Annotated in this window: 22 protein-coding genes; 5 read left to right on the forward strand and 17 right to left on the reverse strand. The window is 67.0% G+C overall.

Annotation, left to right across the window (positions count from 1 at the left end):
* The first annotated feature begins 39 nt into the window (after positions 1–39).
* Positions 40–822 carry a helix-turn-helix domain-containing protein gene (locus G7079_RS05800; protein ID WP_166056412.1) on the forward strand — a complete coding sequence of 261 codons (783 nt, stop codon included), beginning with the start codon at positions 40–42 and terminating at the stop codon, positions 820–822.
* A gap of 9 nt (positions 823–831) precedes the next feature.
* Here G7079_RS05800 and G7079_RS05805 read toward each other — a convergent pair whose 3' ends face one another.
* The 3 genes from G7079_RS05805 to nirK are packed head-to-tail and all read right to left on the reverse strand — an operon-like array spanning position 832 to position 3,717.
* A complete protein-coding gene (locus tag G7079_RS05805) occupies positions 832–1,419 on the reverse strand; it encodes an SCO family protein (RefSeq protein ID WP_166056413.1) in 588 nt (195 codons plus the stop codon).
* Complete coding sequence (locus tag G7079_RS05810) at positions 1,416–2,195, reverse strand: formylglycine-generating enzyme family protein (RefSeq protein ID WP_166056414.1); 780 nt, start codon at positions 2,193–2,195, stop codon at positions 1,416–1,418. The genes G7079_RS05805 and G7079_RS05810 overlap by 4 nt, the downstream gene beginning before the upstream one ends.
* A 1-nt stretch (position 2,196) precedes the next feature.
* Complete coding sequence (gene nirK, locus G7079_RS05815) at positions 2,197–3,717, reverse strand: copper-containing nitrite reductase (RefSeq protein ID WP_166056415.1); 1,521 nt, start codon at positions 3,715–3,717, stop codon at positions 2,197–2,199.
* Between the two features lie 200 nt (positions 3,718–3,917).
* On the opposite strand from nirK, the gene G7079_RS05820 reads away from it, so the two are divergent.
* Positions 3,918–5,132, forward strand: coding sequence for an alginate export family protein (locus G7079_RS05820; protein WP_166056416.1), 1,215 nt, complete (start codon positions 3,918–3,920; stop codon positions 5,130–5,132).
* Positions 5,129–5,488 carry a DUF2249 domain-containing protein gene (locus tag G7079_RS05825; RefSeq protein WP_240906252.1) on the forward strand — a complete coding sequence of 120 codons (360 nt, stop codon included), beginning with the start codon at positions 5,129–5,131 and terminating at the stop codon, positions 5,486–5,488. Before G7079_RS05820 ends, G7079_RS05825 begins: the two co-directional genes overlap by 4 nt.
* 31 nt (positions 5,489–5,519) lie before the next feature.
* Here G7079_RS05825 and G7079_RS05830 read toward each other — a convergent pair whose 3' ends face one another.
* The 8 genes from G7079_RS05830 to G7079_RS05865 form a co-directional block, all read right to left on the reverse strand.
* On the reverse strand, positions 5,520–6,611 hold the full coding sequence (locus G7079_RS05830; RefSeq protein ID WP_166056417.1) for a PLP-dependent cysteine synthase family protein: 1,092 nt from the start codon (positions 6,609–6,611) through the stop codon (positions 5,520–5,522).
* A complete protein-coding gene (locus tag G7079_RS05835) occupies positions 6,608–8,533 on the reverse strand; it encodes a pyridoxal-dependent decarboxylase (protein ID WP_166056418.1) in 1,926 nt (641 codons plus the stop codon). Before G7079_RS05835 ends, G7079_RS05830 begins: the two co-directional genes overlap by 4 nt.
* Positions 8,530–8,928: a SirB2 family protein gene (locus G7079_RS05840; RefSeq protein WP_166056419.1), complete on the reverse strand. Its 399-nt coding sequence runs from the start codon at positions 8,926–8,928 to the stop codon at positions 8,530–8,532. Before G7079_RS05840 ends, G7079_RS05835 begins: the two co-directional genes overlap by 4 nt.
* 7 nt (positions 8,929–8,935) lie before the next feature.
* Complete coding sequence (locus G7079_RS05845) at positions 8,936–10,162, reverse strand: NnrS family protein (protein ID WP_166056420.1); 1,227 nt, start codon at positions 10,160–10,162, stop codon at positions 8,936–8,938.
* A 111-nt stretch (positions 10,163–10,273) separates the two neighbouring features.
* Positions 10,274–12,562 carry a nitric-oxide reductase large subunit gene (locus G7079_RS05850; protein WP_166056421.1) on the reverse strand — a complete coding sequence of 763 codons (2,289 nt, stop codon included), beginning with the start codon at positions 12,560–12,562 and terminating at the stop codon, positions 10,274–10,276.
* Between the two features lie 102 nt (positions 12,563–12,664).
* Complete coding sequence (locus tag G7079_RS05855; protein WP_240906253.1) at positions 12,665–13,420, reverse strand: cyclic nucleotide-binding domain-containing protein; 756 nt, start codon at positions 13,418–13,420, stop codon at positions 12,665–12,667.
* A 19-nt stretch (positions 13,421–13,439) separates the two neighbouring features.
* A complete protein-coding gene (hemN, locus tag G7079_RS05860; protein ID WP_166056422.1) occupies positions 13,440–14,831 on the reverse strand; it encodes an oxygen-independent coproporphyrinogen III oxidase in 1,392 nt (463 codons plus the stop codon).
* Between the two features lie 98 nt (positions 14,832–14,929).
* Positions 14,930–15,151 carry a hypothetical protein gene (locus G7079_RS05865; RefSeq protein WP_166056423.1) on the reverse strand — a complete coding sequence of 74 codons (222 nt, stop codon included), beginning with the start codon at positions 15,149–15,151 and terminating at the stop codon, positions 14,930–14,932.
* Positions 15,152–15,286: 135 nt separating this feature from the next.
* Here G7079_RS05865 and G7079_RS05870 point away from each other — a divergent pair, with 135 nt between their 5' ends.
* Both G7079_RS05870 and G7079_RS05875 read left to right on the forward strand, forming a co-directional pair.
* The gene (locus tag G7079_RS05870; protein ID WP_166056424.1) at positions 15,287–15,691 is read left to right on the forward strand and encodes a ribonucleotide reductase subunit alpha; all 405 of its coding nucleotides are present in this window, start codon (positions 15,287–15,289) and stop codon (positions 15,689–15,691) included.
* A gap of 59 nt (positions 15,692–15,750) precedes the next feature.
* Positions 15,751–16,557 (forward strand): TOBE domain-containing protein, encoded by an 807-nt coding sequence (locus tag G7079_RS05875; protein WP_166056425.1) that lies wholly within the window; start codon positions 15,751–15,753, stop codon positions 16,555–16,557.
* A gap of 21 nt (positions 16,558–16,578) precedes the next feature.
* On the opposite strand, the gene G7079_RS05880 is transcribed toward G7079_RS05875, so the two are convergent.
* From G7079_RS05880 to G7079_RS05905, 6 genes are all read right to left on the reverse strand, one after another.
* Entirely contained in the window at positions 16,579–18,642 is a 2,064-nt protein-coding gene (locus tag G7079_RS05880) for a TonB-dependent receptor (protein WP_166056426.1), read from the reverse strand.
* An 80-nt stretch (positions 18,643–18,722) separates the two neighbouring features.
* The gene (locus G7079_RS05885; RefSeq protein ID WP_166056427.1) at positions 18,723–19,250 is read right to left on the reverse strand and encodes a molybdopterin-dependent oxidoreductase; all 528 of its coding nucleotides are present in this window, start codon (positions 19,248–19,250) and stop codon (positions 18,723–18,725) included.
* Between the two features lie 175 nt (positions 19,251–19,425).
* Entirely contained in the window at positions 19,426–20,499 is a 1,074-nt protein-coding gene (modC, locus tag G7079_RS05890) for a molybdenum ABC transporter ATP-binding protein (protein WP_166056428.1), read from the reverse strand.
* The gene (gene modB, locus G7079_RS05895; protein WP_166056429.1) at positions 20,492–21,184 is read right to left on the reverse strand and encodes a molybdate ABC transporter permease subunit; all 693 of its coding nucleotides are present in this window, start codon (positions 21,182–21,184) and stop codon (positions 20,492–20,494) included. Before modB ends, modC begins: the two co-directional genes overlap by 8 nt.
* Positions 21,185–21,191: 7 nt before the next feature.
* Positions 21,192–21,959 (reverse strand): molybdate ABC transporter substrate-binding protein, encoded by a 768-nt coding sequence (gene modA, locus G7079_RS05900; protein ID WP_166056430.1) that lies wholly within the window; start codon positions 21,957–21,959, stop codon positions 21,192–21,194.
* Between the two features lie 70 nt (positions 21,960–22,029).
* Positions 22,030–22,677, reverse strand: coding sequence for a carbonic anhydrase (locus G7079_RS05905; RefSeq protein ID WP_166056431.1), 648 nt, complete (start codon positions 22,675–22,677; stop codon positions 22,030–22,032).
* Between the last annotated feature and the right edge of the window lies 1 nt (position 22,678).

Below are 22,678 nucleotides of genomic sequence, written 5' to 3' on the forward strand. Positions count from 1 at the left end.
TTGCGGTATCTGCCGTGCGTATCGTCGATAATCGACGGCATGGCCGCCGAACCCTGCGCAGCGATCCCCCTGGACCTGGCCCGGCTGCGCCGCAGCTGCGCCGAATGCTCGTTGCACAGCCTGTGCCTGCCGGCGGGTGTCGATGGCATTGACCTTGGTCGGTTGGAGGCCGTGGTGCAGCGGCGCAAACCCCTGCGGCCCGGTGAATCGTTGTTCCGCTTGGGCGATCCGTTGGGGTCGGTCTACGTCGTCAACGAGGGTGCGTTCAAGACCATCGGCAACAACGAAGCCGGCGAGGAACACGTGCTGGGCTTCCACCTGCCGGGCGAACTGTTCGGGCTGGACGCAATCGGCAGCGGCCGCCATCGCTGCGCGGCGGTTGCGCTGACAGAGGCCCGCGTCTGCGAATTGCCCTTCGGCAGTTTGGCGATGGTGGCCAGCGAATTGCCCAGCCTGCAGCAGCAGTTGCTGCGGGTGATGGGGCAGAGCGCGGATCGCGACCACGATCATGTCGATGTGCTGTCCCGCCGCCAGGCCAGCGAGCGCATCGCCCTGTTCCTGCACAGCCTGGGCGAGCGTTACCGGCGGATCGGGCGTCCTGCCGATGCCTTCCAGTTGCCGATGAGCCGCCACGAGATCGCCCTCTACCTGGGATTGGCGCTGGAGACGGTGAGCCGCAGCTTCAGCCGTCTGCACGAGGATGGCGTGATCGATGTGCGGGGCCGCCAGATACGGGTGCTGGATACGAAACGGTTGCACGCAGCGGCCAGTGGTTGCGAGGCCGACAATGCGCGCGAGGCCATGCGCCGTTCGCGCGCCTGACCCCGGCGGCTATTCCACTGCCGTCGCACGCCTGACGGTGGCAACGAATTCCGGATCGGGCTGGGTGCCCATCTTCTCGCTGCGCGCAAGTACCCGGCCATCCGCGTCCAGCAGGATCATCGCGCTGCTGTGGTTGAACTCGCCATCGGCCAGCGCGCGGTAGCGCACGCCGAGCACGCCGGCGATGTCGCGCACGTCGTCCTTGCGTGGGGCCAACAGGCTCCAGTGCCGGGTATCGAGTTTGCGCTTGTCGACCACGGCCCGCAGCGCCTTCGGCGTATCGCGTGCGGGATCCATGCTGACCAGGGTGATGCCGAGGCGGTTGCGTTCGGCTGGGGTGAGCTGGTGTTCGACCGCCTTGCCGCTGTCCACGATCAATGGGCAGATGTATTGGCAGGAGGTATAGAACATCGCCACCAGTCGTGGCTTGCCGCGTAGTGCGCGCCACGCTTGCGAACGGCCATCCTGGTCGACCAGCTGCGCCTGCAATTGGTAGACCGAATCGGTGGGCAGTGGCGTGTCGCGCGCAGCGGCCGGAATCGTGCTCGATAGCAGTGCCGTCAGCAGAACCGTCTTCATCACCAGCGTTGTCTTCATGGTGCACTCCTCGCGCAACGGAATCCCAGGTTGGGGGTGACATCGGCGCCTTCCACCGAGGACAGCATCGCCACCCGCATCATCACCGCGTAGTTCTCGCGGTCGTCCATCGACAGTGCGCCTGCACCGCAGAACTTGGCCTTGTCCGGATCGCCCTGTGTGCGGTTGTCGCTTTCCATCAACAGGGACGAGGCGTCCTCGGTCCATTCCCATACCAGTCCGTGCAAGTCCTGCACGCCGTACGCATTCGGGGCCTGCAGGCCTGCCCGCGGCAATGCCGCATTGGACGGACGCGCATACCAGCCCAGGATGCGTTCCCGCCAGGCAGGATCCTTGCGTGCGTCGCGCCGTGTTTCATCGGCGGCGGCGGCGTACTCCCATTCGTTCCAGGTGGGCAGGCGCGCACCCAGCGATTCGCAATACGCACTGGCGGCGAACCAGCTGACCTGCACCACCGGCCGGTCGGGTAATGCGCTCGCGCCGAGCTGGGTGACGCTTGCCCAGTGCGAGAGATAGCGCTTTTCCGCGAATACCGCGGGGACTCGATCGCGGCGCCATTGCGGGTGGGTGTTCACGAAGTCCAGGAAGTCGGCATTGGTCACCGGCTTGCGCATCAGTGCGAACGGGGCGATGCGGACGCCGGACTTCGCATCCTCATAGCGCAGTACCGATTTGAACGTGCCGCCCGGCAAGCCGGCGTAACGCCCCACCACTGCACCGGCCGCAAGGCCGGTGAGTGGCAGGACGATGGCGAGCAGGGCGGCGAGGCGACGCATCTCAATGCCCGTCGGAGGCATTGCCGGGCTTGGCGGCGCGTGCGGCGGCGGCGTCAGCCTTGCTTACCTGGCCTCCGGGGTTGCCCCAGCTGTTGAGCACGTAGGTGCCGATGTTGGCCACTTCGTCGTCGGTCAGCTGGCTCATCGGCGGCATGTTGGAGTTGTAGTCCTTGCCGTTGACCTTCACCGGGCCGACCAGACCATGCAGGATGATTTCCGGCACGCGCTTCGGATTGGCCTTGATGTAGTCGGAACCCGCCAGCGGTGGGAACACGCCCTCCATGCCCTTGCCGTCCGGCTGGTGGCAGGTCGAGCAGGTGCCGGCGAACAACACCTTGCCGGCGGCGATCTGTTCTTCCTTGGTCAGGTTGCCGGTCTTGGCCGATGCCGCAGCCGCGGCGATCGGGGCGCGGCTGGTGCCGGCGGCCTGGTCGCCTAGGTACACCGCATCGACTTCCTTGCCCGAATAGATCGCCTTGTCCTCGGGGCCGTCGGCCTTGAGGATCGCCAGTGCGCCCTTGTTGAAGGCGCGGAAGATGCTGTGGTCGACCAGCACGTAGCTGCCCGGGACTTCCATGTGGAATTCCATCATTGCCGCGCCGCCGGCCGGGATCAGCGTGGTCTGTACGTTCTCCTGGAACTTGGTGCCGCCTTCGTACCAGACCTTGTCGAAGATCTCGCCGATCACGTGGAAGCTGGAGATCAGGTTGGGGCCGCCATTGCCGACGTACAGGCGTACCTTCTCGCCGGTTTTCGCGGTCAGCGCCTTGTCACCGGTCATCGAGCCTTCCATGCCGTTGAACAGCACGTAGGTCGGGTGCTCGTCGATCGCCTTCTCCATGGCGAAGCCCTGGTGACCTTTCTCGCGATACTTGCCGGTGGTGTAGAAGTCGCCCTGCATCACGTAGTACTCGCGGTCGACCTTCGGCAAACCCTCCGGCGGCTCGACCAGGATCAGCCCGTACATCCCGTTGGCGATATGCATGCCCACCGGCGCAGTCGCGCAGTGATAGACGTACAGGCCGGCGTTGAGCGCCTTGAAGCTGAAACGGCTGACGTGGCCGGGCGCGGTGAAACTGGACGCCGCGCCGCCGCCCGGGCCGGTCACGCCGTGCAGGTCGATGTTGTGCGGCATCTTGCTCTCGGGCATGTTGCGCAGGTGGAACTCCACCGTGTCACCCTGGCGCACGCGGATGAAGCTGCCGGGCACGGTGCCGCCGAACGTCCAGAAGGTGTAGCTCACGCCTTCGGAAATCTCCATGTCCTTTTCGATCACGTCCAGCGACACGATCACCTTGGCCGGTGCGGTGCGCCCGGTGGCCGGTGGCACATGCGGCGGTGAGGTCAGTACGGCTTCGATCGGAGCGCCCTGCGGCGGGCCGAAATCGCCTTTGGCAGAGCCGCCGGTGTCAGCTTCGGTCGTGGTGGCCGGTTTGGCATCGCCGGTGGCTTCCTGCTTGCACGCGGGAAGCGCCATGGCGATGGCGAGGCTGAGTGCGAGAAGCGGGAGTGCGCGTTTCATCGAGATTCCCCTTGCAGCAATGGATGCGCCATCGGCGCGTTTGAAGGCTCGATGCCAGCTTGAATTCGCCACCTCCTGCGCGCGTTGATTTAAATCAACCGTACGCAGGTTGGTGCATGGATGGCGGTGGCGATTGACTTGGATCAACGCGCAGCAGCCGGATGCTGCGGAGGCTGTGCGCATCGCCCCCGGAGCCGCTCATGTCCAAGCCATTCGATACCCGAATTCCGCTGTTGCTGCTGTGCGTGGCCGCGCTGCCGGCGCAGGCCCAGGCGCCCTCCGGGCTTTCACTGGAATGGGATCTGCGCGCCCGCCACGAGCAGGTCGATGACGATGCATTCGCCAACGCCGCGCGTGCGGACACGCTGCGCCTGCGCGCGGGCCTGCGCTTCGCGTTCGACAACGGCTGGAACGGCCTGCTGGAAGGCGAGGGCGTGGCCGGCAACAACCACTACAACAGCGGCGCCAATGGCCGCACCGACCTGCCGGCAGTGATCGATCCGCGCGGTGCCGAGCTCAACCAGGCCTGGCTGGGCTGGAAGGGCGCGCGCGGCAACGGCAGCCTTGGTCGGCAGCGGCTCTTGTTCGACAACCAGCGCTGGATCGGCAACGTGGGTTGGCGGCAGAACGAGCAGACCTTCGATGCATTGGCGCTGGAATTCGCTCCGGGCAAGGACATCGTGTTGCGCTATGCGTTCCTGGATCGGGTGCATCGGGTCAATGGCGACGATGCGATCGATCCGCTGGCGCGCGAACGCAAGCTGTCCACCCACCTGCTGCACGGCGCGTACAAACGCGGTGCGCAGCAGTGGAGCGGTTATGCCTGGCTGCACAAGGATCGCGATGCCGCCACGGCATCGGCTTCGACCTATGGCCTGCGCTGGACGGGCAGCATGCCGATGGCGAAGACAAAATTCGGCTGGACGCTGGAAGCCGCCCAGCAGCGTGACCATGCCAACAACCCGCTGCATTTCTCGCACACGTACTGGTTGCTGGAACCGGCGCTGACCGTGCGCGACATCACCGCGCGCGCCGGTTGGGAACACCTGGGCGGCAACGGCCGACATGCGCTGCAGACGCCGCTGGCCACTTTGCATGCGTTCAACGGCTGGGCCGACAAGTTCCTGGTCACCCCGGTCAACGGCTTGGAGGATCGCTATCTGGGCGTCGGCGGCGCGTTTGGCCGCGAACGCGCCGGTAGCCGGCAGGCCTGGCAACTCACCTGGCACGACTACCGCGCCGATCATGGCAGCAGCCGCTATGGCCGCGAATGGGATGCCTCGTGGAGCGTGCCGCTGGCCAAGGGGCTGAGCGGCATGCTGAAGTACGCCGACTACCGCGCCGATCGCTACGCGCGCGACACCCGCAAGTTGTGGCTGCAGATCGAATACAAGGGCAGCCATCGCATCGAGTGATCTACGTCAAGGCGCCGCCACGGTGCCAACGCCATCCTGTGGATCACTCTTATGGATCACACCACATGACCACCACTTTGCAAGTTCATCCGTTCGATGCGCGCGGTATTTCCCGCCGTTTTCGTCACGCCGCGATTTTCGGTGCGCTGGACGCGCTGGAACCGGGCGAGGCGATGCGCTTCATCAACGACCATGATCCGGTGCCGCTGCTTGGACAACTCCAGCAGCGCTATGGCGAAGGTCTCGAAATCGCTTACCGTGCGCGCGAAACGGGCAATGTTGTCATCGATTTCGTGCGGATGGATGCACAGGCGGCCGAGAAGCAGGGCAGCGATTGCTGCGGCGGTTGCAGCTGACACGCTTGATGCGTCGCCTTTGCGAGGAGGTCTAGTTCGCCGCGTCGGGCACGACCAGCGTGCCAGCGGCCAGGGCATCGGTGAGCGCCTGTTGCCACGGCGCCACGTCCAGCCCGCGCGCCGCGCGCCAGTCCGCGTCGTACAGCGTGCCGGCATAGCGTTCGCCGCGGTCGCACAGCAGGGTGACGATGCTGCCTTCGGTGCCGGCTTCGCGCATCCGCGTTGCCAGTTCCAGGCAGGCGACCAGATTGGTGCCGGAGGAACCGCCGTGGCGCACGCCCAGCCGCTGTTCCAGCAGCAGCATGGCGGCGATGGACGCGGCATCGTCGACTTCGATCACCTCATCGACCACGTCGAACTGGAAACTGGGTTCCACGCAGCGACGGCCAATGCCTTCGATCACGCTGTCGGCGCGGCTGCAGGCATCGCGGTCGCGCCGTCGCCAGGCATCGGCGAACACCATGTCTGCCGGCTCCGCCACGCATAGCTGGGTCTGCAGGCCGCGATAGCGCAGGTAACGGCCCAGCGTGGCCGAAGTGCCGCCGGTACCCGCGCCGCACACGATCCACGCCGGCTGCGGATGCGCTTCGCTCTCGAGTTGGCCGAGGATCGATTCGGCGATGTTGTTGTTGCCGCGCCAGTCGGTGGCGCGTTCGGCCAGGCCGAACTGATCGAGGAAACACGCGCCGTCTGCGGCGATGCTGCGCGCGCGCGCCTGTGTGCATTCGCCGGGCGGCGTGAGCACACAGTGTGCGCCGAGCGCGCGCAACGCCTCGATCTTGCCGGGCGAAGTGCCTTCCGGCATCACCGCAGTGAACGGCAGGCCGAGCAGGCGCGCGAACCAGGCTTCGGAGATCGCGGTGCTGCCGGACGACGCATCGACCACTGCCTGTCCTTCGCGCAGCCGTCCGTTGCACAGCGCATACAGGAACAGCGAGCGCGCCAGCCGGTGCTTGAGGCTGCCGGACGGATGCGCGGCCTCGTCCTTGAAATAGAAATCGATGCCGGGAAATCCGGCGAAGCGCATGTGCAGCAGGTGGGTGTCGGCGGAGCGTGCGGCTTCTCGGTGCAGCGTGGCCACTGCATCGCCCACCCAGCGACGGTCGTCGGCGTGCGCGCTCATGCCAACAGGGCGCCGATGCGTTTTTCCAGATATTGGAAATACATGTCGATGTAGCTGATGCCGTTGTGGCGGTCGATGAGCCATGGGTTCATCAGTGTATGCCGCAGGATCACCAGGTGGTCTTCCTCATCGCCGTCGGCGGCGGCATCCAGATCCAGTGCGTCGAGGATGCGCTGCATGCCGGCTTCGCCCAGCACTTGCGGGCGAAGCGTGGTGGCCGAGCCGAAGAAACTGCGGTCCTGCAGCGGCACACTGGGATCCACGCGCAGCTCGTCGTGCAGCCGCCGCGCGAAATCGTTGGCGATGCCGATGACGCGATTGCCGACGGGATTGAAGGCCACGCAGACCAGGTTGCTGTCCGGCGGGAAGGGCACGGTGACCCGCACCTTGTCCTGCACGCGCGCGGCGAAGGCCTGCGCCGCCGCGTGGAAGGCTTCCGCCGAGCGCACGGTCTGCGCCGGCAGCTGGCCGAAGTTCGCGTGATCCAGTGGCATCACCTTGTGGGTGACGTACACCGCCGCCACGTTCGCGCCGGATTTGGAACCCTCCGGAATGAACTGGCCGAGGTTGCGGTAGCGGGCGCGATAGCCGCGCAGCGCGTGGTCGTGGAACACGTAGTCGGCGGATTCGGCCAGCAGAGCCATCGCCCGATGATCGCGGCAGAGGAAGGCGCCGGCGCCGTAGGGCAGGTAGCCCAGCTTGTGCGGGTCGATGGTGATCGAGTCGGTGCGTGCAAGCGCCGCGGCAGCTGCGTACACACCCGCGCGCGGGAAGTGCGTGTAATCCTGCGCGACGTCCTCCTGCGTGCGCAGGCTGCCGTCCTGGTTGCGGAACAAGGTAGCGAGGTAGCCGCCCCAGGCGGCATCGACATGCGCCGAGAATCCGAACCCGCGTGCCAGCGCCGCATCGCGCGCATCGACCAGGCCATCGATCGGATCGACCGTGCCGTATTCGGTGGTGCCGAACACGCCCACTGCCATCAGCACCGGCTGGCGTTCGCGTTCGCAGCGCATCAGCGTGTCATTGACCGCATCGATGTCCAGGCGCATGTCGCGCTCCGGCACCAGCCGCAGCTGCGCGCGGCCCAGACCAAGCAGCTTCATGCCCTTCGACCACGAGTAATGCGCGGTGATCGGCGCCAGCACCCACGGCGTCTTCAGCGTGTCGTGGGTGGCGAAGAACTCACACAGGCCGCGCTGTTCGATGCGCTCGGCCTGCACCTTCGCCTTCCACGCGCGATGTTCGCGCGGCGGTAGTGCGGCCAACCACGCCTTCCAGCGCGCCACCAGTTCGGTGCCAGCCGTCGGGCCCAGGTTGAACGCGGCCCAGTCGTCGTCGGGTACGCCGATTTCCGGCACGCCGGCCGTACGCAGCGCCACCGGAAAGGCCTTGAGCGACAGCGCCAGCCGCAGTGCCTGGTAATTGGCTAGGGTGCCACCGGAGGTTAGATGGCCGAACGCGCAGGGATCGCGATCCGGATCGTGCGGATAGCCCACCATCCGCGCCAGCTGCAGGCCGACTTCGACCTCCATGTCCACGGTCACCGGCGCGGCGTCTTCGCTGACGTTGTTGGGGTTGTAGGGCAGGGTGAGGATCTGCGCGATCAACCCCGGCAGCAGCAGATCGCTGGCCATGTGGCCGATGTAGCGCGGGCTGTGGAATGGCACCGATTTCTTCAACGCAGCGGACAGCGCATGCAGCTCGCGGCGCAGGCGTGCCTCGAACGCGCGGTAGCCCGGCTCGAACGCGGCGTGGGTGGAGATCGCCGGCGGGTCCTCGGGATGGAAATTGCGGCGCCAGTACACGTGGTCGCGCAGGAACTCGACCACGAGTTTTTCCAGCAGGGTGTCGTTCTCGCCGTAGGGGCCGAGGAAGCAGGCGTCCAGCGCGCCGCGCGTGGTGTCCGGGTTGGCGTCGGTCATTGCAGCAGCCAGAACCAGCCCAGCGGATTGTGCGTACGGGCGATGCCGTAGATCTGCGCGAACACCAGCAACGCCGCGATGTAGCAGATCGCGCGGGTGCGGCGGGTGCGCCCGCGTCGCAAGGCGAACACGCCCAGCACCACATAGACCACGATCAGCACGATCTTCATCGTCAGCCAGCCGTTGGCGAACATCGCGCCGGGCAGGATGGTGAGCAGCATCATCGCGGCGGTGAGCAGGGCGGTATCCACCGTCCAGCTCAGCCAGCGCACCGGCAATGCGTGCGGCCAGCGCATGTCGGCCAGTGCGAAGGCGCCGCGCAGCGCGAACAGCGACCCGCTGAGCAGGGCGCAGAAGATGTGGAAGTGCTTGATCTGCGGATAGAACTCGATCATGTCGCGTTCAACCCGGCTTGCCGTCGCTGCGCGGCGACAGATAGATGCGGCCGATGCGCAGCACCCACGGCGTGAAGGCGAGCAGCCAGCCGAACGCCGCATACGCCATCCATGCGCCGGTATCGGGCATGAGTTCGCCGACGATGCGCATCACCGCCACCACCTGCACCATTACGAATGCCCACCACGCCACCTTCGGCATGTACAGCATCTGCCCGGAATGTCCCTGGGTGACGCGGGTGACCATCGCCACCAACACGCTGCCGAAGAACCCGATGTACAGCGCGTGTGCCGGCGCGCGGCCGAGGAAATAGATCCCGGTCAACGCATAGGCCACGCTCTGTCCGGCATACAGGGCGAAGGTCAGCGGCAACCACGACAGGCCGATGAACAGCACCGCCAGTAGGCCGGGCATGCGCCCACGCGGCCAGAATTTCCAGTTCATCAGCAGCGCCAGACCCAGCAGCGGCACGTCCGCCAGCCATAGCCAGGCATAGGCATGGAACAGCTCCAGCACCAAGTGCACGAGCAGCAGCACCCAGAACGCCGCCAGCACCCACAGCGGCCGCCACGGCTTGTAACCCGCCACCACGTTGCCGGCGAAGAACGGGAACATCCGATGGGCCACGGTCAGGTACAGCGGCAGCAGGAAACCGAAGGTGCCGATCTTGATGCTGGCGAAGGCATACAGCGGGTTCTCACCGATCAGGAAGGCGAACCACAGCAGCAGGCCGCCCAATCCGAACAGCAGCGCCGCCATGCACGAACGCGCATGCCAGGTGGTGCCACGCTCGCGCCACAGCATCGGCAGCAATTGGCCGATGCCGCCCAGCCAGCCACCCAATGTCAGAAGCGCGCCCACGATGATGCCGGCCTGCCAGCCCAGTGCGCCCAGCAACGTGGCCAGTTGCCCGCCGAACAGGCCGAGCCCGACCGGCACGTAGCGCCAGCGCTCCAGTTCCGGCAGGCCCATCCAGCGCGGGAACACGGTGAGCAGGAAGCCGAAGATGAAGCTGGGCAGCATCTGGTACTGCATCACGAAGGCGTGCAGCCAGCCCGCGTACGGCGCGGGTTGCGGCATCGTCCAAAGTTGCCAGCGGCCGGCGGCGAGCCACGCAGTCCACCACAGCATCGCCAGCAGCAGGTTGCCGGCACCGATGAAGAACATCAGCCGATGCGGCGCGGCCCCCAGCAGGCGCGGCGAGGGATGCGGTGCAGGCGGTCGCGTATTCATGCCGGCATTGTCCGGCGCGCGCCCATGCGTCGCATTGATCCATGTCAGTTACCACCGCCGCCACAAATGACAAGGGCGGCCCGAAGGCCGCCCCTGCCGCTCCCCAAACGCTCAGTACTCGGTGTCGGCCTGGCCTTCGGCCAGTGCGCGGTCGTATTCCGGATCGCGTACCGGCTTGATCCACTGGCGGAACACGAACCAGGCCAGCAGTGCCGCGCCGACGCTGAAGATCGTGTCGCCGGGTACGCGCATCCACACCAGCATGTCGATCAGCGGGCGGTTCATGAACTCCGCCGAACGCGCGAACCAGTAGCCGTGCTCCAGCGCCGCCTGCAGCTGCAGCACGCCCATCGGCAGCAGGGTGAGCAACGCCATCAGCGCCAGGCCGATGTTGAAGCACCAGAACGCGCCGCGCAGCAAGCCGGTGTGCCACTGCACATGCGGTTTCAGGCCGCGCAGGCAGAACAGCATCAGGCCGATGCCGAGCATGCCGTACACGCCGAACAGCGCGGTGTGGCCGTGCAACGGAGTCAGGTTCAGGCCCTGCATGTAGTACAGCGCGATCGGCGTGTTGATCAGGAAGCCGAACAGGCCAGCACCGATCAGGTTCCAGAAACTCACCGCCAGGAAGAACATGATCGGCCACTTGTAGCGCGCCATCCACGGCGTTGCACGGCTATGGCTCCAGGTTTCGTAGGCTTCCAGCCCGATGATCGCCAGCGGCACCACTTCCAGCGCGGAGAACGCCGCACCGAGTGCCACGCCCGCAGTGGTCGTGCCGACGAAGTACAGGTGATGGAACATGCCCAGTACGCCGCCGGTGAGATACACGATGGTGGCGAACAGCACCGCCTCGGTCGCGGTTTTGCCGCGCAGCAGGCCCAGCTTGACGAACAGGAAGCTGATCACCGCCACTGCGAACACCTCGAAGAAGCCTTCCACCCACAGGTGCACCACCCACCAGCGCCAGTACTCCACCATCGAGATGTGGGTGTGTTCGCCCCACATCAGGCCGGCGCCGTAGAACAGGCCGATCGCAACCGTGGAGAGGAACAGCAGGCCGACGATGGAACTCATCTCGTCCTTGCGCTTGATCGCCGGCCACAGCGCACGGCCCACCAGGAACAGCCACAGCAACAGTCCGATGAACAGGAAGGCCTGCCAGAAGCGGCCGATGTCCACGTATTCCCAGCCCTGGTGGCCGAACCAGAAGTTGTGCTCCAGGCCCAGCTTCTGCATCACCGCGAACCACTGCCCGGCGAACGCACCGATCACGATGATGAGCAAGCACGCGAACAGGAAATTGACGCCGGCTCGCTGGTACTTCGGCTCATGCCCGGAGATCGCCGGCCCGATGTACAGGCCGGTGCCCAGCCACGCGGTGGCGATCCACAGCACTGCCAGTTGCGTATGCCAGCTGCGGGTCAGCGAGTAAGGCAGGATCTCGGCGATCTGCAGGCCATAGGCTTCCTGGCCTTCCACCTGGTAGTGCGCGGTGGTCGCGCCCAGCAGGATCTGCACCAGGAACAGCGCGATCACCACCCAGAAATACTTGGCGGTGGCCTTCATCGACGGCGTCGGCTTCAGGCCCAGCAACGGATCGCGCTTGGGCGGTACCGGCAGCGGTTCCTTGCCGTGGTAGGCCGCGTAGTGCCAGCTCATCAGGCCGATGCCGCCCAGCAGGAACAGCAGCGAGAACATCGACCACATGAAGGAACTGGACGTCGGCGCGTTGCCGACCAGCGTTTCGTACGGCCAGTTGTTGGTGTACGTGATCGTGCCATCGGGCCGGTTGGTGGTGGCCGCCCACGCCGTCCAGAAGAAGAACGAGGTCATCGCGCGGCGGTGCTCCTGGTCGGGCACCGTGTCTTCCTTCATCGCATAGGCTTCGCGCAGTTCGCGCGTGGCCGGATCGTTGGAGAACAGGCTGCTGTAGTGCGCCGCCACCTGGCTGATCGCCTGCGCGCGCGCATCGCTGATCACGATGTCGCCGGTCGCTGCGTCATAGGTATTGGCGCGCATCTCCGCCTGCAGCGCGGCCTGCAGCTGTGCCTTGGCCGGTGCGTCGAGCATCGAGTACGGCTCGGCGGTGTTCTTGCGCGCATCCAACTCCAGCATCGCCTCGGCTTCGCGATGCAGCCAATCGGCCGACCAGTCGGGTGCAACCAATGCGCCATGGCCCCAGATCGAGCCCAGCTGTTGCCCGCCGGTGCTCTGCCAGACCTGGCGGCCCTTTTCGATGTCGGCGCGGGTGTAGACGACTTGCCCATTGCGCGTGATCACGCGTTCGGGCATCGGTGGTGCAGTCTGGTGCAGCTCGAATCCAAGCCACAGCATGACGCCGAAGCTGGCGATGAGCAGGGCGGCAAGCCCCAGCCAAAGCCGTTTGGTGGTCGACATGGGAAAACCCCGTTGATTAGGACGTGCGCATGCTGCGCGGGTGTCCGTGGCGCGTCCCTGACCCAAGTCAATCGCACGCCATACGGCGTGCGGAAAATCCGATCAGGCGCGCAGCACCGGGGCGGCGCGTGCTTCCAGCGTGGCGGAGTCCAGCAGCTGGAGTTCGCGGCGATCCACCCGCAGCAGGCCGTCTTCCTGGAACCGACGCAGCACGCGGCTGACGGTTTCCGGTGCCAGCCGCAGATAGTTGGCGATGTCGGTACGCGCCATCGTCAGCTGGAAGCGGGTGGGCGAGAACCCGCGCGCGGCGAGGCGCCGCGAAATGCCGACCAGGAACGCCGCCATGCGTTCGTCCGCCGACCAGTCGCCGGCCAGCAATGCGGCGCGGCCGATGTCGCGGCTGAGCAGGCGGAACAGCTGGCGCTGCAGTCCTGGCACACGCGTGGCCAGCACGGAAATCTTCGGGAACGAGAACCGGCACAGCATCACCGTGTCCAGCGCCACCGCATTGCAGGGATAGCGATCGCCGTCGATGGCGTTCAGCCCGATCACCTCGCCCGGCAGGTGGAAGCCGTGCACATGCTCGCGGCCTTCCTGGTCCACCACATAGGTCTTGACCGTGCCGGCACGCACTGCCGCGATGGCCTCGAACGGATCGCCTTCGCGGAAGATGTGTTCGCCGGCGTGGAACGGGCCGATGTGCTCCACCAGCACGTGCAGGTCGCCCAGCGAACTCTTGTCCATGCCCTCGTCGAGGCAGGCCTGCGAGAACGCGCAAGTCGAGCAGAAATGCAGCTCGTTGCCGTCATCGGCAAGGGTGCGCGCATCGTTGCGCGGGAAGGCGACGCCTCCGCTCACATGGATCTCCGGGACGCGATCAGATCGCGCGCGAGAAACGCGGCGTGGCTGGTTGGTCGAGGTATCGGTCGAAGCACATCGCAATGTTACGCAACAGCAGCCGCCCGCGCGAGGTGACCGCGATCCTGGCGTTCTCGATCCGCACCAATCCGTCCTCGACCAATGGCCGCAGCTTGTCCAGCGAGTCGGCGAAATACTGGGCGAAATCGATGTCGTAACGGCGTTCCAGCGCGGCGAAGGAGACTTCGCCCGAGCACATCAGCTGCTGGATCAGGTCGGCGCGCAGCTGGTCGTCGGTGTCCAGGCGCATGCCGCGGAACACCGGCAGCCGGCCTTCGTCCAGCGCCGCCTGCCAGCTGGGCAGGTCGCGCGGGTTCTGGCTGAAGCTGTCGCCGATATGACTGATCGCGGACACGCCCAGGCCGACCAGGTCGCTGTCGGCGTGGGTGGTATAGCCCATGAAGTTGCGGTGCAGGCTGCCGCGTTCGCGCGCCAGCGCGAGTTCGTCGTCGGGCAGCGCGAAATGGTCCATGCCGATGTAGACGTAGCCGGCATCGCCCAGCCGCTCGATCGCGCGCTGCAGCAGCGCCAGCCGGGTTTCCGCATCCGGCAGGTCTGCTTCGACGATCTGCTTCTGCGGCTTGAACAGGTGCGGCATGTGCGCATAGCCGTAGACCGCGATGCGATCCGGGCGCATCGCCACCACCGTATCCAAGGTGCGGCTGAAACCGTCGATGTTCTGCTTCGGCAGGCCGTAGATTAGGTCCACGTTGACCGAGCGGAAACCGTGGGTGCGGCAGGCGTCCACCACCACGCGGGTTTCTTCCACGCTCTGGATGCGGTTGACCGCTTCCTGCACCAGCGGATCGAAATCCTGCACGCCGAAACTGGCGCGGTTGAAGCCGATCCGGGCCAGCGCGGCGATGCCGTCGGCATCGACGAAGCGCGGATCCAGTTCGATGGAAATGTCGCGGTCGCGTGCGTCGGAGAAGCGGAAATGGCTGCGAAGGGTATCGACCACTTCGCGCAACTGCACCGGCGACAGGAAGTTCGGCGTGCCGCCGCCGAAATGCAGCTGGATCACTTCGCGGTCTCGGTCGAACAGCGGCGCGGTCAGCGCGATCTCGCGGAACAGGCGCACCAGGTAGGCCTCGCCGCGCGCGGTGTCGCGGGTGATGATCCGGTTGCAGCCGCAATAGAAGCAGGGGCTGGCGCAGAACGGCACGTGCACGTACAGCGAGAGCCGGCGCGGGATCGGCTCCTCGTTGCTGGCGGCGGCCACCGCACGCAGTTCGGTCTCGCCGAAGCCGTTCTGGAACTGCGGCGCGGTGGGGTATGAGGTGTAGCGCGGGCCCGGCCGGTCGTAGCGGCGCAGCAGGTCGGCGTTGAAGGCGAGGGTAGTCGTGTCCACGTTTGCAGGTTAGCCGGCTGCGCGCACGGCACATTGATCTGCGTCAACCTGCATGGAGGCGACGGCGGGCATCGGGCGTGCTGCGCGGCGGGGCGGGCTCAGCCGCAGCCGCCGCAACAGGTGCTGCCGGCGTGTGCGTTGTGCGTGCCCAGGCCCGATTGCTGGATCGCGTCCTCGACCTGGGTGGCGTCCAGGTCGCCGAACACCAGGAGCTCGCCGCTGTCGTCGTCGATCGATACTTCGCAGCCGGGATCGATCTCCGTGAGCAGGTTGCGCAGAGTCTGCAGCGCGTCTGCGTCGAGTGCGGGTGCTGCGGACATGAGGTGGCCTCGATGGGTGGTGCGAAGGGAGCCGGCAGTATTCGGCCGTGCCCGCTCGGACGCCCTGATTCAGATCAAGTCGCCACTGCGGCGGACACCCTAGACTGCGCTTCTTTCCTGCAATTCGCCCCGCCCATGGATCACTTCGACGATCTGCTTGCCGCTGCCCGCAACCAACCCCAACCGCAGCGCCTGTTGCTGGTATTCGCCCGCGCCGAGTGCCCACCGGATGCCACGCCGGATGAGCGTGCGGCATTCGCGCGTGGCGACGGCGGCGCGCTGGCACCAGCAGTGTGCGTGGACAAGTTGCCCGAGGAGGTCGCCTCGTTCGATGCCTTGCTGGCGGAGTCACAGGCGGCCACGCCCGACTGGCGGATCCTGTTCGTGGCAGCGATGGACGGGCGCGGCGGTTTCGCGCCGAATACCGACGAAGCGGTGCAGCCGCTGCGGATGATGGTGGAGCAGATCAAGGGCGGGCGCATCGCCAGTTTCCTCGCGGTGGATCGCGATGGCCGGCTGGTGTCGGTGGCGCGGGGCTGAGCCAACTCGGCGAAAGCGCGGGTTACCCTGCAGTCGCAACCGCCGGGCGCGAGCGATCCATGTCCAGATCTGCACACTCCGAACTCGAACCGATGATCGATCTGCGCGGATCAGGCGTCAGCCTGACCCCGGCGCGGGCGCGCTTGCTGCAGGCGATACACGGCCATGGCTCGATCAGCGCCGCCGCGCGCGCGGTCGGCATGAGCTACAAGGGCGCCTGGGATGCGGTGGCGGCGCTCAACAAGCTGGTCGGCGAACCGCTGGTGACGACGGAAACCGGCGGCAGCGGCGGCGGCGGCGCGCGCCTGACCCCGATGGGCCAGCGCGTGCTGGCCTTCCACGGTGCGCTGACGGCGTTGCAGCAAAGGCTGCTGGCGAACAGTGCGGACGCCGGCGATGGCGATCTCGAACACATGCTCAGGAGGCTCGACAATCTCATGCTCAAGACCAGCGCACGCAATCAGTACGAAGGCACGGTGCAGTCGATCCAGCGCGGTGCGGTGAACAGCGAAGTGATCCTGGCGCTCGACGGCGGCGAACGGCTGGTGGCGATCGTCACCAACGGCAGCGTGGACGAACTCGGCCTGGCTGAAGGCAGCAGCGCGATCGCGCTGGTCAAGGCTTCGTTCGTGCTCTTGGCAGAGGCCGACGGCCTGCGTACCAGCGCGCGTAACGCGCTGGCGGGTACGGTGAGCGCCTGCCGCGAAGGTGCAGTGAATGCCGAAGTGGAACTGGCGCTGGCCGCCGGCAAGCGGCTGGTGGCTACGGTTACCAACGAAAGCCTGCGCGAGCTGGACATCCAAGTAGGCAAGCCTCTGCTGGCGCTGGTCAAGGCTTCGCACGTGATCCTGGCTGTCGCGGTGTAAGCGAGAACGGCGTGCATCGGATCAGAACCGATAGATGACATTGGCGAACCAGCTGCGCCCCGGCATCGGGAAGCCTTCGGACAGTTCGTACCAGCGGTCGCCCAGGTTGCGGCCGCCCACTTCGATCGCCAGTCCTGCGTGCGGCGTCCACACGCCCTTCAAGCCGATGCTGGCGTAGCCGTCCAACGGGATGAACGCGGAGCGCCCGGAGCCGGAATACGGGACGGTCCTGCCACGTTCCGCTTCCACGGTGGCGACCGCCTCCCACTGCGGCGATGGCGCCCAGCTGGCGTGCAGGAACAGCCGCTGGCGCGGGACGTGGGTGATCGGGATGGCGGGATTGCTGCGGTTGTCCGCATCCAGCCAGGTGTAGTTGCCGCCGAGTTGCACGCGTTCGCCGATGCGCTGCTGCAGCGCCAGCTCCACGCCGCGATGGCGCGCCTCACCGATGTTCTGCGCCTGGTCGCAAAGCATGCCGCCGCATGCGGTCGAGGCGACCTGCGTGTCCTGGATCATTTCGTCGATGCTGCTGCGGAACAGCGTGGCTTCCACGCGCGCGCCGGTCCATGCCTGCCCACGCCAACCCAGTTCGAGATGACGGGCGGTTTCCGGTTTCAGGTTCGGGTTGGGCAGGGCACGGCCCATGCGCGCGGAGTAGCGATCCTTGATGGTCGGGAAGCGGGTCTTGCGGGAGATGCCCGCGAACAGCTGCCCGTCTTCGCCGACATCGCGGGTCAGTTCGGCCAGTGCGTTGTTGGCGCTGGTGGAACCGGTGGGCCAGAAATACACCTCGCGCGCCTTGCGTTGTTCGTGGCTGGCGCCCAATCGCAGACGGTAGCGGTCGTTCAGGGTGATGCCGTCCTCCAGCGCGATGGAGGTGGTGACATCGCGATAGCGCTTGTCCGGCGAGCGCGGATTGCGATCTTCGTGGCGGTCTTCCTTGTAGTGCAGGGCCAGGCGCAGGTCGTGGCGTTCGAACGTGTTGAACGCCAGCTCCGCACTGGCGCCGCGGGTGCGGTCTTCGTACACGCTGGGGAAGGACGTGCTGAGGATCGGCGTGCTGTAGCTGGCGTCGGTATAGGCGTCCAGACCGTTGCCGTAGCGATCTTCATAGAGGCGCAGCTTGAGCGCGCTGGTCGCGCCCAGACCGATGTTGCCGATGAAGTACAGGCTTTCCTTGTCCCAGTACGGCCAGCGCCAGTAGCGGATGCCCTGGTTGGCGGTGCCGGTGTAGACCGGGTTGCCTTTCTCGCCATCCTGGCGCACATAGCCGATCGCGTATTCGTCGCGGTCGTTCGGCATCAGGCCGATCTTGATCGAGGCGCGGCGGTCGCTGCGGTCGGCGTTTTCGCGTTCGTCGCCGGTATCGGTGGGGACGCGTTTGTAGTCCTGGAAACCGTCGGGCAGTGGGAAGCTGTTGGCATCGCGCCAGGACAGGCCGGCCTGCAGATACCACATGCCCTTGCGCGCGCCGATGTTGGCGGCGGCCATGCGTTCGCCGCCGCTGCCGGCGCCGACCCGCAGATCGCCCTGGAACGGTTCGCTGGGCTTGCGGGTCACCAGGTTGATCGCGCCGCCCAGGGTGTTGGGCCCGTACAGCAGTGAGGCCGTGCCCTTGGCGACATGGATTTCGGCCAGGTCGAAGGTGGTGAAGCGGCCGAAGTCGATGTAGCCGTCATACGGCACGTACTGCGGGATGCCGTCCAGGAACACCGGCACCTGGCGCGGATCGAAGCCGCGCACGAACACCAGATCCTCGTTGCGTGCATTGCGCGACAGGTTGACGCCGGGCAGGACGGCGACCGCTTCGCCCACGGTCTCGCGGTTGAGTGCGTCGAGCTGTTCGCGGGTCAGCACGACCTCACCGTTGGGCGGCAGCTGGCTGCGCTTGCCGCGCACGACCACGCTGCCGAGTTCGAAGACGCTGTCGTCGTTGCGCTTGTCCCGACCAGTGGGTGGGTTGTCGCTGGCTGAGGCCGGGGCCGCCAGCGCAACGGCGAGCGCAAGCCCCAGACCATGGTGCAGCGGGGCGCGGTACCGGGAGCGAGGTGGATCTGGCAAGGCGATGGGGGAAAACGCAGGCATTGGTGTTCCTTGCAGGCACGCGCGATTCACGCGCGCCGGGGTGGTGAAATGGTCTGGACGGCGGAGCGTGACTGCGGGCGCTACTTCATCCGCACGATTTCGATTTCGCTGAGCTGGCGCACGTGGCGCGGGCCGGTCTTGATGTCCTTGCCGGAGATCAGCAACAGCTGGCCTTCGCGCGGTGTCAGTGCGGCGCCGTCTTTTTCCCAGGCCACCAGCACCTCATCGCCGATCGGCGTGTTGTACAGCTCGTTCCAGGAGAAGGTGACCAGGTAGCCGTCGGTGGCGCGAGCCACCACCACCATCCGCCGTGCGTCCTTGTGGCCTTCCAGGGCAAGGCCGGTGGCGTCGATGACCTCGCGCAGGCGCACGCCGCGGTAGTTGTCCGCCTTGCCGACGGTGGCGCCGGAGGCGCAGACCACGTCCACCGGCCCGCTGTCGCGGCCCGCCAGTTGCTTGATGGCAGCCAGGTCGAACTCGCGTGGTGCGGTGACGGCGCCGCTGACGCGGACGGCGTGGCTGGGCGTGCCGACGTCGGCATGATCGGACTGCGCCAGGCCGATGGCCGGCAACAGCAACAGGGCAAGCAGAAGGGAGCGGGATTTCATCGGGGTCGCCTTCGATATATAGAAATGTATATAGCGAAGCATACGCGCCTGCGTGCGTGGCGGATCTGATCTGGATCAATCCGCTGTCCGATGTCCGTCCCGGTTGCGCCAGGCCTGCAGCAGTTGCCGCAGACGACAGCGGTTCTGCGCTTGACCGGGATCAGCTGCGCTGCGATCAGACCAGCAGCGCCACCGCCTTGATCTGTGCCCACAGTGGCATGCCCGGCTGCAGGTCCAGGCGTTCGACCGAGCGATGCGAGATCCGCGCCAGCAGCGGTGCGCCGGAGGCATCCAGCCGCGCCTGCACCTGTCCGCCGGGCAGGTCGGCCAGCGTGGTGAGGGTGGCCGGCAGCAGGTTGAGCAGGCTGGAATCGTCGTGGCGCTGCAGGGCCAGGCTGACGTCGCGCGCCTGGATGCGCACGCGCAGTTGCGTGCCCGCCGGATGCGCGGGGCCGTGCGCGTGCAGCGGACCAGCCTGGGTGCGCAATGTCAGCAGTCCGTGCGCATCGCGGCTTTCCACCTGCGCTTCCAGCACCACGCTGGCGTCATCGCGCAGGGCCAGCGGCAGGTCGTCGCGGTTGAGGACGTCCAGCGCCGGGCCGGAGGCAGCCACCTTGCCGTCCTCCAGCAGCACCAGGTGATCCGCCAGTCGCGCCACTTCCTCCACCGCGTGGGTCACGTACAGCAGCGGGATGCCGGCATCGCACCGCACCGCTTCCAGATACGGGAGGATCTCGGCGCGGCGTTCGGCATCCAGCGCGCTCAGCGGTTCGTCGAGCAGCAGCCAGCGTGGCCGGCAGACCAGGGCACGTGCCAGCGCGGCACGCTGGCGTTCGCCGCCGGAAAGCGTGTCCGGCCGTCGCGACAGCAGAGGCGCCAACGCCAGTCGTTCGATCCAGCGATCCAGCACATCGGCCGTCGCGCCGGCGCGGCGCCAGCCGTAGCGCAGGTTGTCCAGCACCGACAGATGCGGCAGCAGGGCGGCATGCTGGAACACCACGCCTACTTCGCGCCGATGCGCCGGCAAACGGGTGTGTGCGTCCTGCCACGTCGCGCCGGCGACTCGCACGGTGCCGGTCGCGGCGGGTTCCAACCCGGCGATGGCGCGCAGCAGGGTGCTCTTGCCGCTGCCGGACGGGCCGAATACGGCGGTGGTGCCACGACCAGGCAGGGTCAGGTCAACATCCAGCCGGAAGTCCGCGCGCGGCAGCTGCAGGCGAATGCGGAGTTCGTCGGCGACCTCAGACATCCGCCACCGCCGTGCGCCGGCCCAGCCGCTGCATCAGCAACAGCAGGGCGAAGGAGAAGACCAGCAAGCCCGCGGCCAACAGGTGCGCGTCGCGATAGGCCATGGCTTCGACCTGGTCGTACAGCAGCACCGACAGCACCCGGGTTTCGCCTTCGATATTGCCGCCGACCATCAGCACCACGCCGAATTCGCCCACGGTGTGCGCGAAGCCGAGCAAGGCCGCGGTAGTCAGCGCCGGTCGCGATAGCGGCAGCACCACGCTGACGAAGCGATCCAGCGGCGAGGCACGCAACGTAGCGGCCGCATCCAGCACCGCCGGCGGAATGGCGGCGAAACCGGCCTGCAGCGGGTGCACCACGAACGGCAGCGAATACAGCAGCGAGGCCAGCAGCACACCCTTGAAGGTGAACGCCAGCGTGCCCAGTCCAAGCGCATTGGTCAGCTGGCCCAGCGGGCCGTCGGGTGCCAATCCGATCAGCAGGTAGAAGCCCAGCACGGTGGGCGGCAACACCATCGGCAGCGCCACTACCGCGCCCACCGGCATCCGCCAGGCGGAGCGCGTATGCGCCAGCCACCATGCCAGCGGCATGCCGACGATCAGCAGGATCACGGTGGTCAGGCTGGCCAGCTTCAGGGTGACCCAGACGGCGGCGATCCAGGCGGGAGCGGCGGGGTCGGGCAGCATCGCGCGGTCAGTCGTAGCCGAAGGCGCGGATTTTCTTCTGCGCGGCGGGGCTGCGCAGGTACAGCAGGAAGCCGCGCGCGGCGGCATTGCTGCGGCCGCGTTCCAGCAGCACCGCACTCTGCACGATCGGCGCATGCCACGCAGCCGGCACGTCCCAGCCGGAGCCCGGCGTGGTCTTGCGCGCCACCTGCACCAGCGAGCGCGGCAGCAGGCCCAGCGGCGCCGCGCCACTGGCCACGAACTGCGCGGCCTGGCCGACGTTTTCGCCCATCACCAGGCGTGGCTTGAGTTCGTCCCAGCGCCGCACGTGGATCAATGCTTCGCGCGCGGCCTCGCCGTAGGGGGCCAGCTCCGGATTGGCGATGGACAGGCGGGTGATCGTTCCCTTGCGCAGCAGCGCCTCGCCGTCCTTGACCAGTGCCGGATCGCGGCTCCAGAGCACTAGCCGGCCGGTAGCGTAGTCGTGCAGGGTGTCGGCGTCGGCCAAGCCTTCGGCGACCAGCTTGCGCGGCGTGTCGGCATCGGCGGACAGCATCGCGTCGAACGGGGCGCCGTTGCGGATCTGCGCGTAAAGCTTGCCTGTGGACGCGGCGCTGATCTCGATCCGGTGCCCGCTCTGCCGCGCATAGTCGTTGGCGAGCTGGCGGGCGGCGTCGGCGAAGTTCGATGCCACCGCCACCCGCGCCTGCACTTGCGGTTTCTTCTGCGCGCAAGCGATGCCCGGCAGCAGGCCCGCGAGCAGCGCGATGGTCGCCAACAACGGCTTGTACGTCATGCGGAAATCATTCGTGGTTCGGCTTCGTCGAGTCTAGCCCATGTGCCGGGTGCGCCCGGTAACCGGGCGCTTACGATGCCGCCGGCCAGAGCACCGGTTCGCTGGCGAAGAAATCCACCGCGCCGCTGCCCAGGTCGTAGTCCGCGCCGACGATGCGCAGGCCGCCCTGCAGCTCGGCATAACGCAAGTAGTCCGATTGCGCGCGCAGGTTGCGGATCGTCGCTTCGACATTGGCGCGGATCGCGCGTGGCATGCAACTGTTCGAATCGCCGCCGCAATCGGCCAGCGTCGGCTGCACGCCGGGCGCGATGCGATCGACGATCGCGCGCAGCGCCGGGCTGGTGTCGGCCGGTGCCTGCAGGTGGGTGAGGGTGGCGCGTACCGCACCGCAGTTGGAATGGCCCAGCACCACCACCAGCCGGGTCTGGAACTGCTCCACCGCGAATTCGATGCTGCCCACCTGCGACGGCGCGGCGATGTTGCCGGCCACGCGGATCACGAACAGGTCGCCCAAGCCCTGGTCGAATACGAACTCCGCGGGCGCGCGCGAATCCGAACAACCCAGCACCACCGCGAACGGCCGCTGCGCGCGTGCGTGATCCTCGCGGCGGGCATGGCTGAGCAGCGCCTCCAGGCTGATCACGTGATCGACGAAACGGCGGTTGCCCTCGCGCAGCCGCGCCAGCGCCTGTTCCGCATCCAGTTGCGGTCCCTGCATC

It is taken from the genome of Thermomonas sp. HDW16, assembly GCF_011302915.1.
In the GTDB taxonomy this organism is placed as follows: Bacteria; Pseudomonadota; Gammaproteobacteria; order Xanthomonadales; family Xanthomonadaceae; genus Thermomonas.

What these genes read in the sequence shown, in the direction of transcription:
- G7079_RS05800 (WP_166056412.1), top strand. Translation starts at nt 40, where the DNA reads ATGGCCGCCGAACCCTGCGCAGCGATCCCCCTGGACCTGGCCCGGCTG.
- G7079_RS05805 (WP_166056413.1), bottom strand. Translation starts at nt 1,419, where the DNA reads ATGAAGACAACGCTGGTGATGAAGACGGTTCTGCTGACGGCACTGCTA.
- G7079_RS05810 (WP_166056414.1), bottom strand. Translation starts at nt 2,195, where the DNA reads ATGCGTCGCCTCGCCGCCCTGCTCGCCATCGTCCTGCCACTCACCGGC.
- nirK (WP_166056415.1), bottom strand. Translation starts at nt 3,717, where the DNA reads ATGAAACGCGCACTCCCGCTTCTCGCACTCAGCCTCGCCATCGCCATG.
- G7079_RS05820 (WP_166056416.1), top strand. Translation starts at nt 3,918, where the DNA reads ATGTCCAAGCCATTCGATACCCGAATTCCGCTGTTGCTGCTGTGCGTG.
- G7079_RS05830 (WP_166056417.1), bottom strand. Translation starts at nt 6,611, where the DNA reads ATGAGCGCGCACGCCGACGACCGTCGCTGGGTGGGCGATGCAGTGGCC.
- G7079_RS05835 (WP_166056418.1), bottom strand. Translation starts at nt 8,533, where the DNA reads ATGACCGACGCCAACCCGGACACCACGCGCGGCGCGCTGGACGCCTGC.
- G7079_RS05840 (WP_166056419.1), bottom strand. Translation starts at nt 8,928, where the DNA reads ATGATCGAGTTCTATCCGCAGATCAAGCACTTCCACATCTTCTGCGCC.
- G7079_RS05845 (WP_166056420.1), bottom strand. Translation starts at nt 10,162, where the DNA reads ATGAATACGCGACCGCCTGCACCGCATCCCTCGCCGCGCCTGCTGGGG.
- G7079_RS05850 (WP_166056421.1), bottom strand. Translation starts at nt 12,562, where the DNA reads ATGTCGACCACCAAACGGCTTTGGCTGGGGCTTGCCGCCCTGCTCATC.
- G7079_RS05865 (WP_166056423.1), bottom strand. Translation starts at nt 15,151, where the DNA reads ATGTCCGCAGCACCCGCACTCGACGCAGACGCGCTGCAGACTCTGCGC.
- G7079_RS05870 (WP_166056424.1), top strand. Translation starts at nt 15,287, where the DNA reads ATGGATCACTTCGACGATCTGCTTGCCGCTGCCCGCAACCAACCCCAA.
- G7079_RS05875 (WP_166056425.1), top strand. Translation starts at nt 15,751, where the DNA reads ATGTCCAGATCTGCACACTCCGAACTCGAACCGATGATCGATCTGCGC.
- G7079_RS05880 (WP_166056426.1), bottom strand. Translation starts at nt 18,642, where the DNA reads ATGCCTGCGTTTTCCCCCATCGCCTTGCCAGATCCACCTCGCTCCCGG.
- G7079_RS05885 (WP_166056427.1), bottom strand. Translation starts at nt 19,250, where the DNA reads ATGAAATCCCGCTCCCTTCTGCTTGCCCTGTTGCTGTTGCCGGCCATC.
- modC (WP_166056428.1), bottom strand. Translation starts at nt 20,499, where the DNA reads ATGTCTGAGGTCGCCGACGAACTCCGCATTCGCCTGCAGCTGCCGCGC.
- modB (WP_166056429.1), bottom strand. Translation starts at nt 21,184, where the DNA reads ATGCTGCCCGACCCCGCCGCTCCCGCCTGGATCGCCGCCGTCTGGGTC.
- modA (WP_166056430.1), bottom strand. Translation starts at nt 21,959, where the DNA reads ATGACGTACAAGCCGTTGTTGGCGACCATCGCGCTGCTCGCGGGCCTG.
- G7079_RS05905 (WP_166056431.1), bottom strand. Translation starts at nt 22,677, where the DNA reads ATGCAGGGACCGCAACTGGATGCGGAACAGGCGCTGGCGCGGCTGCGC.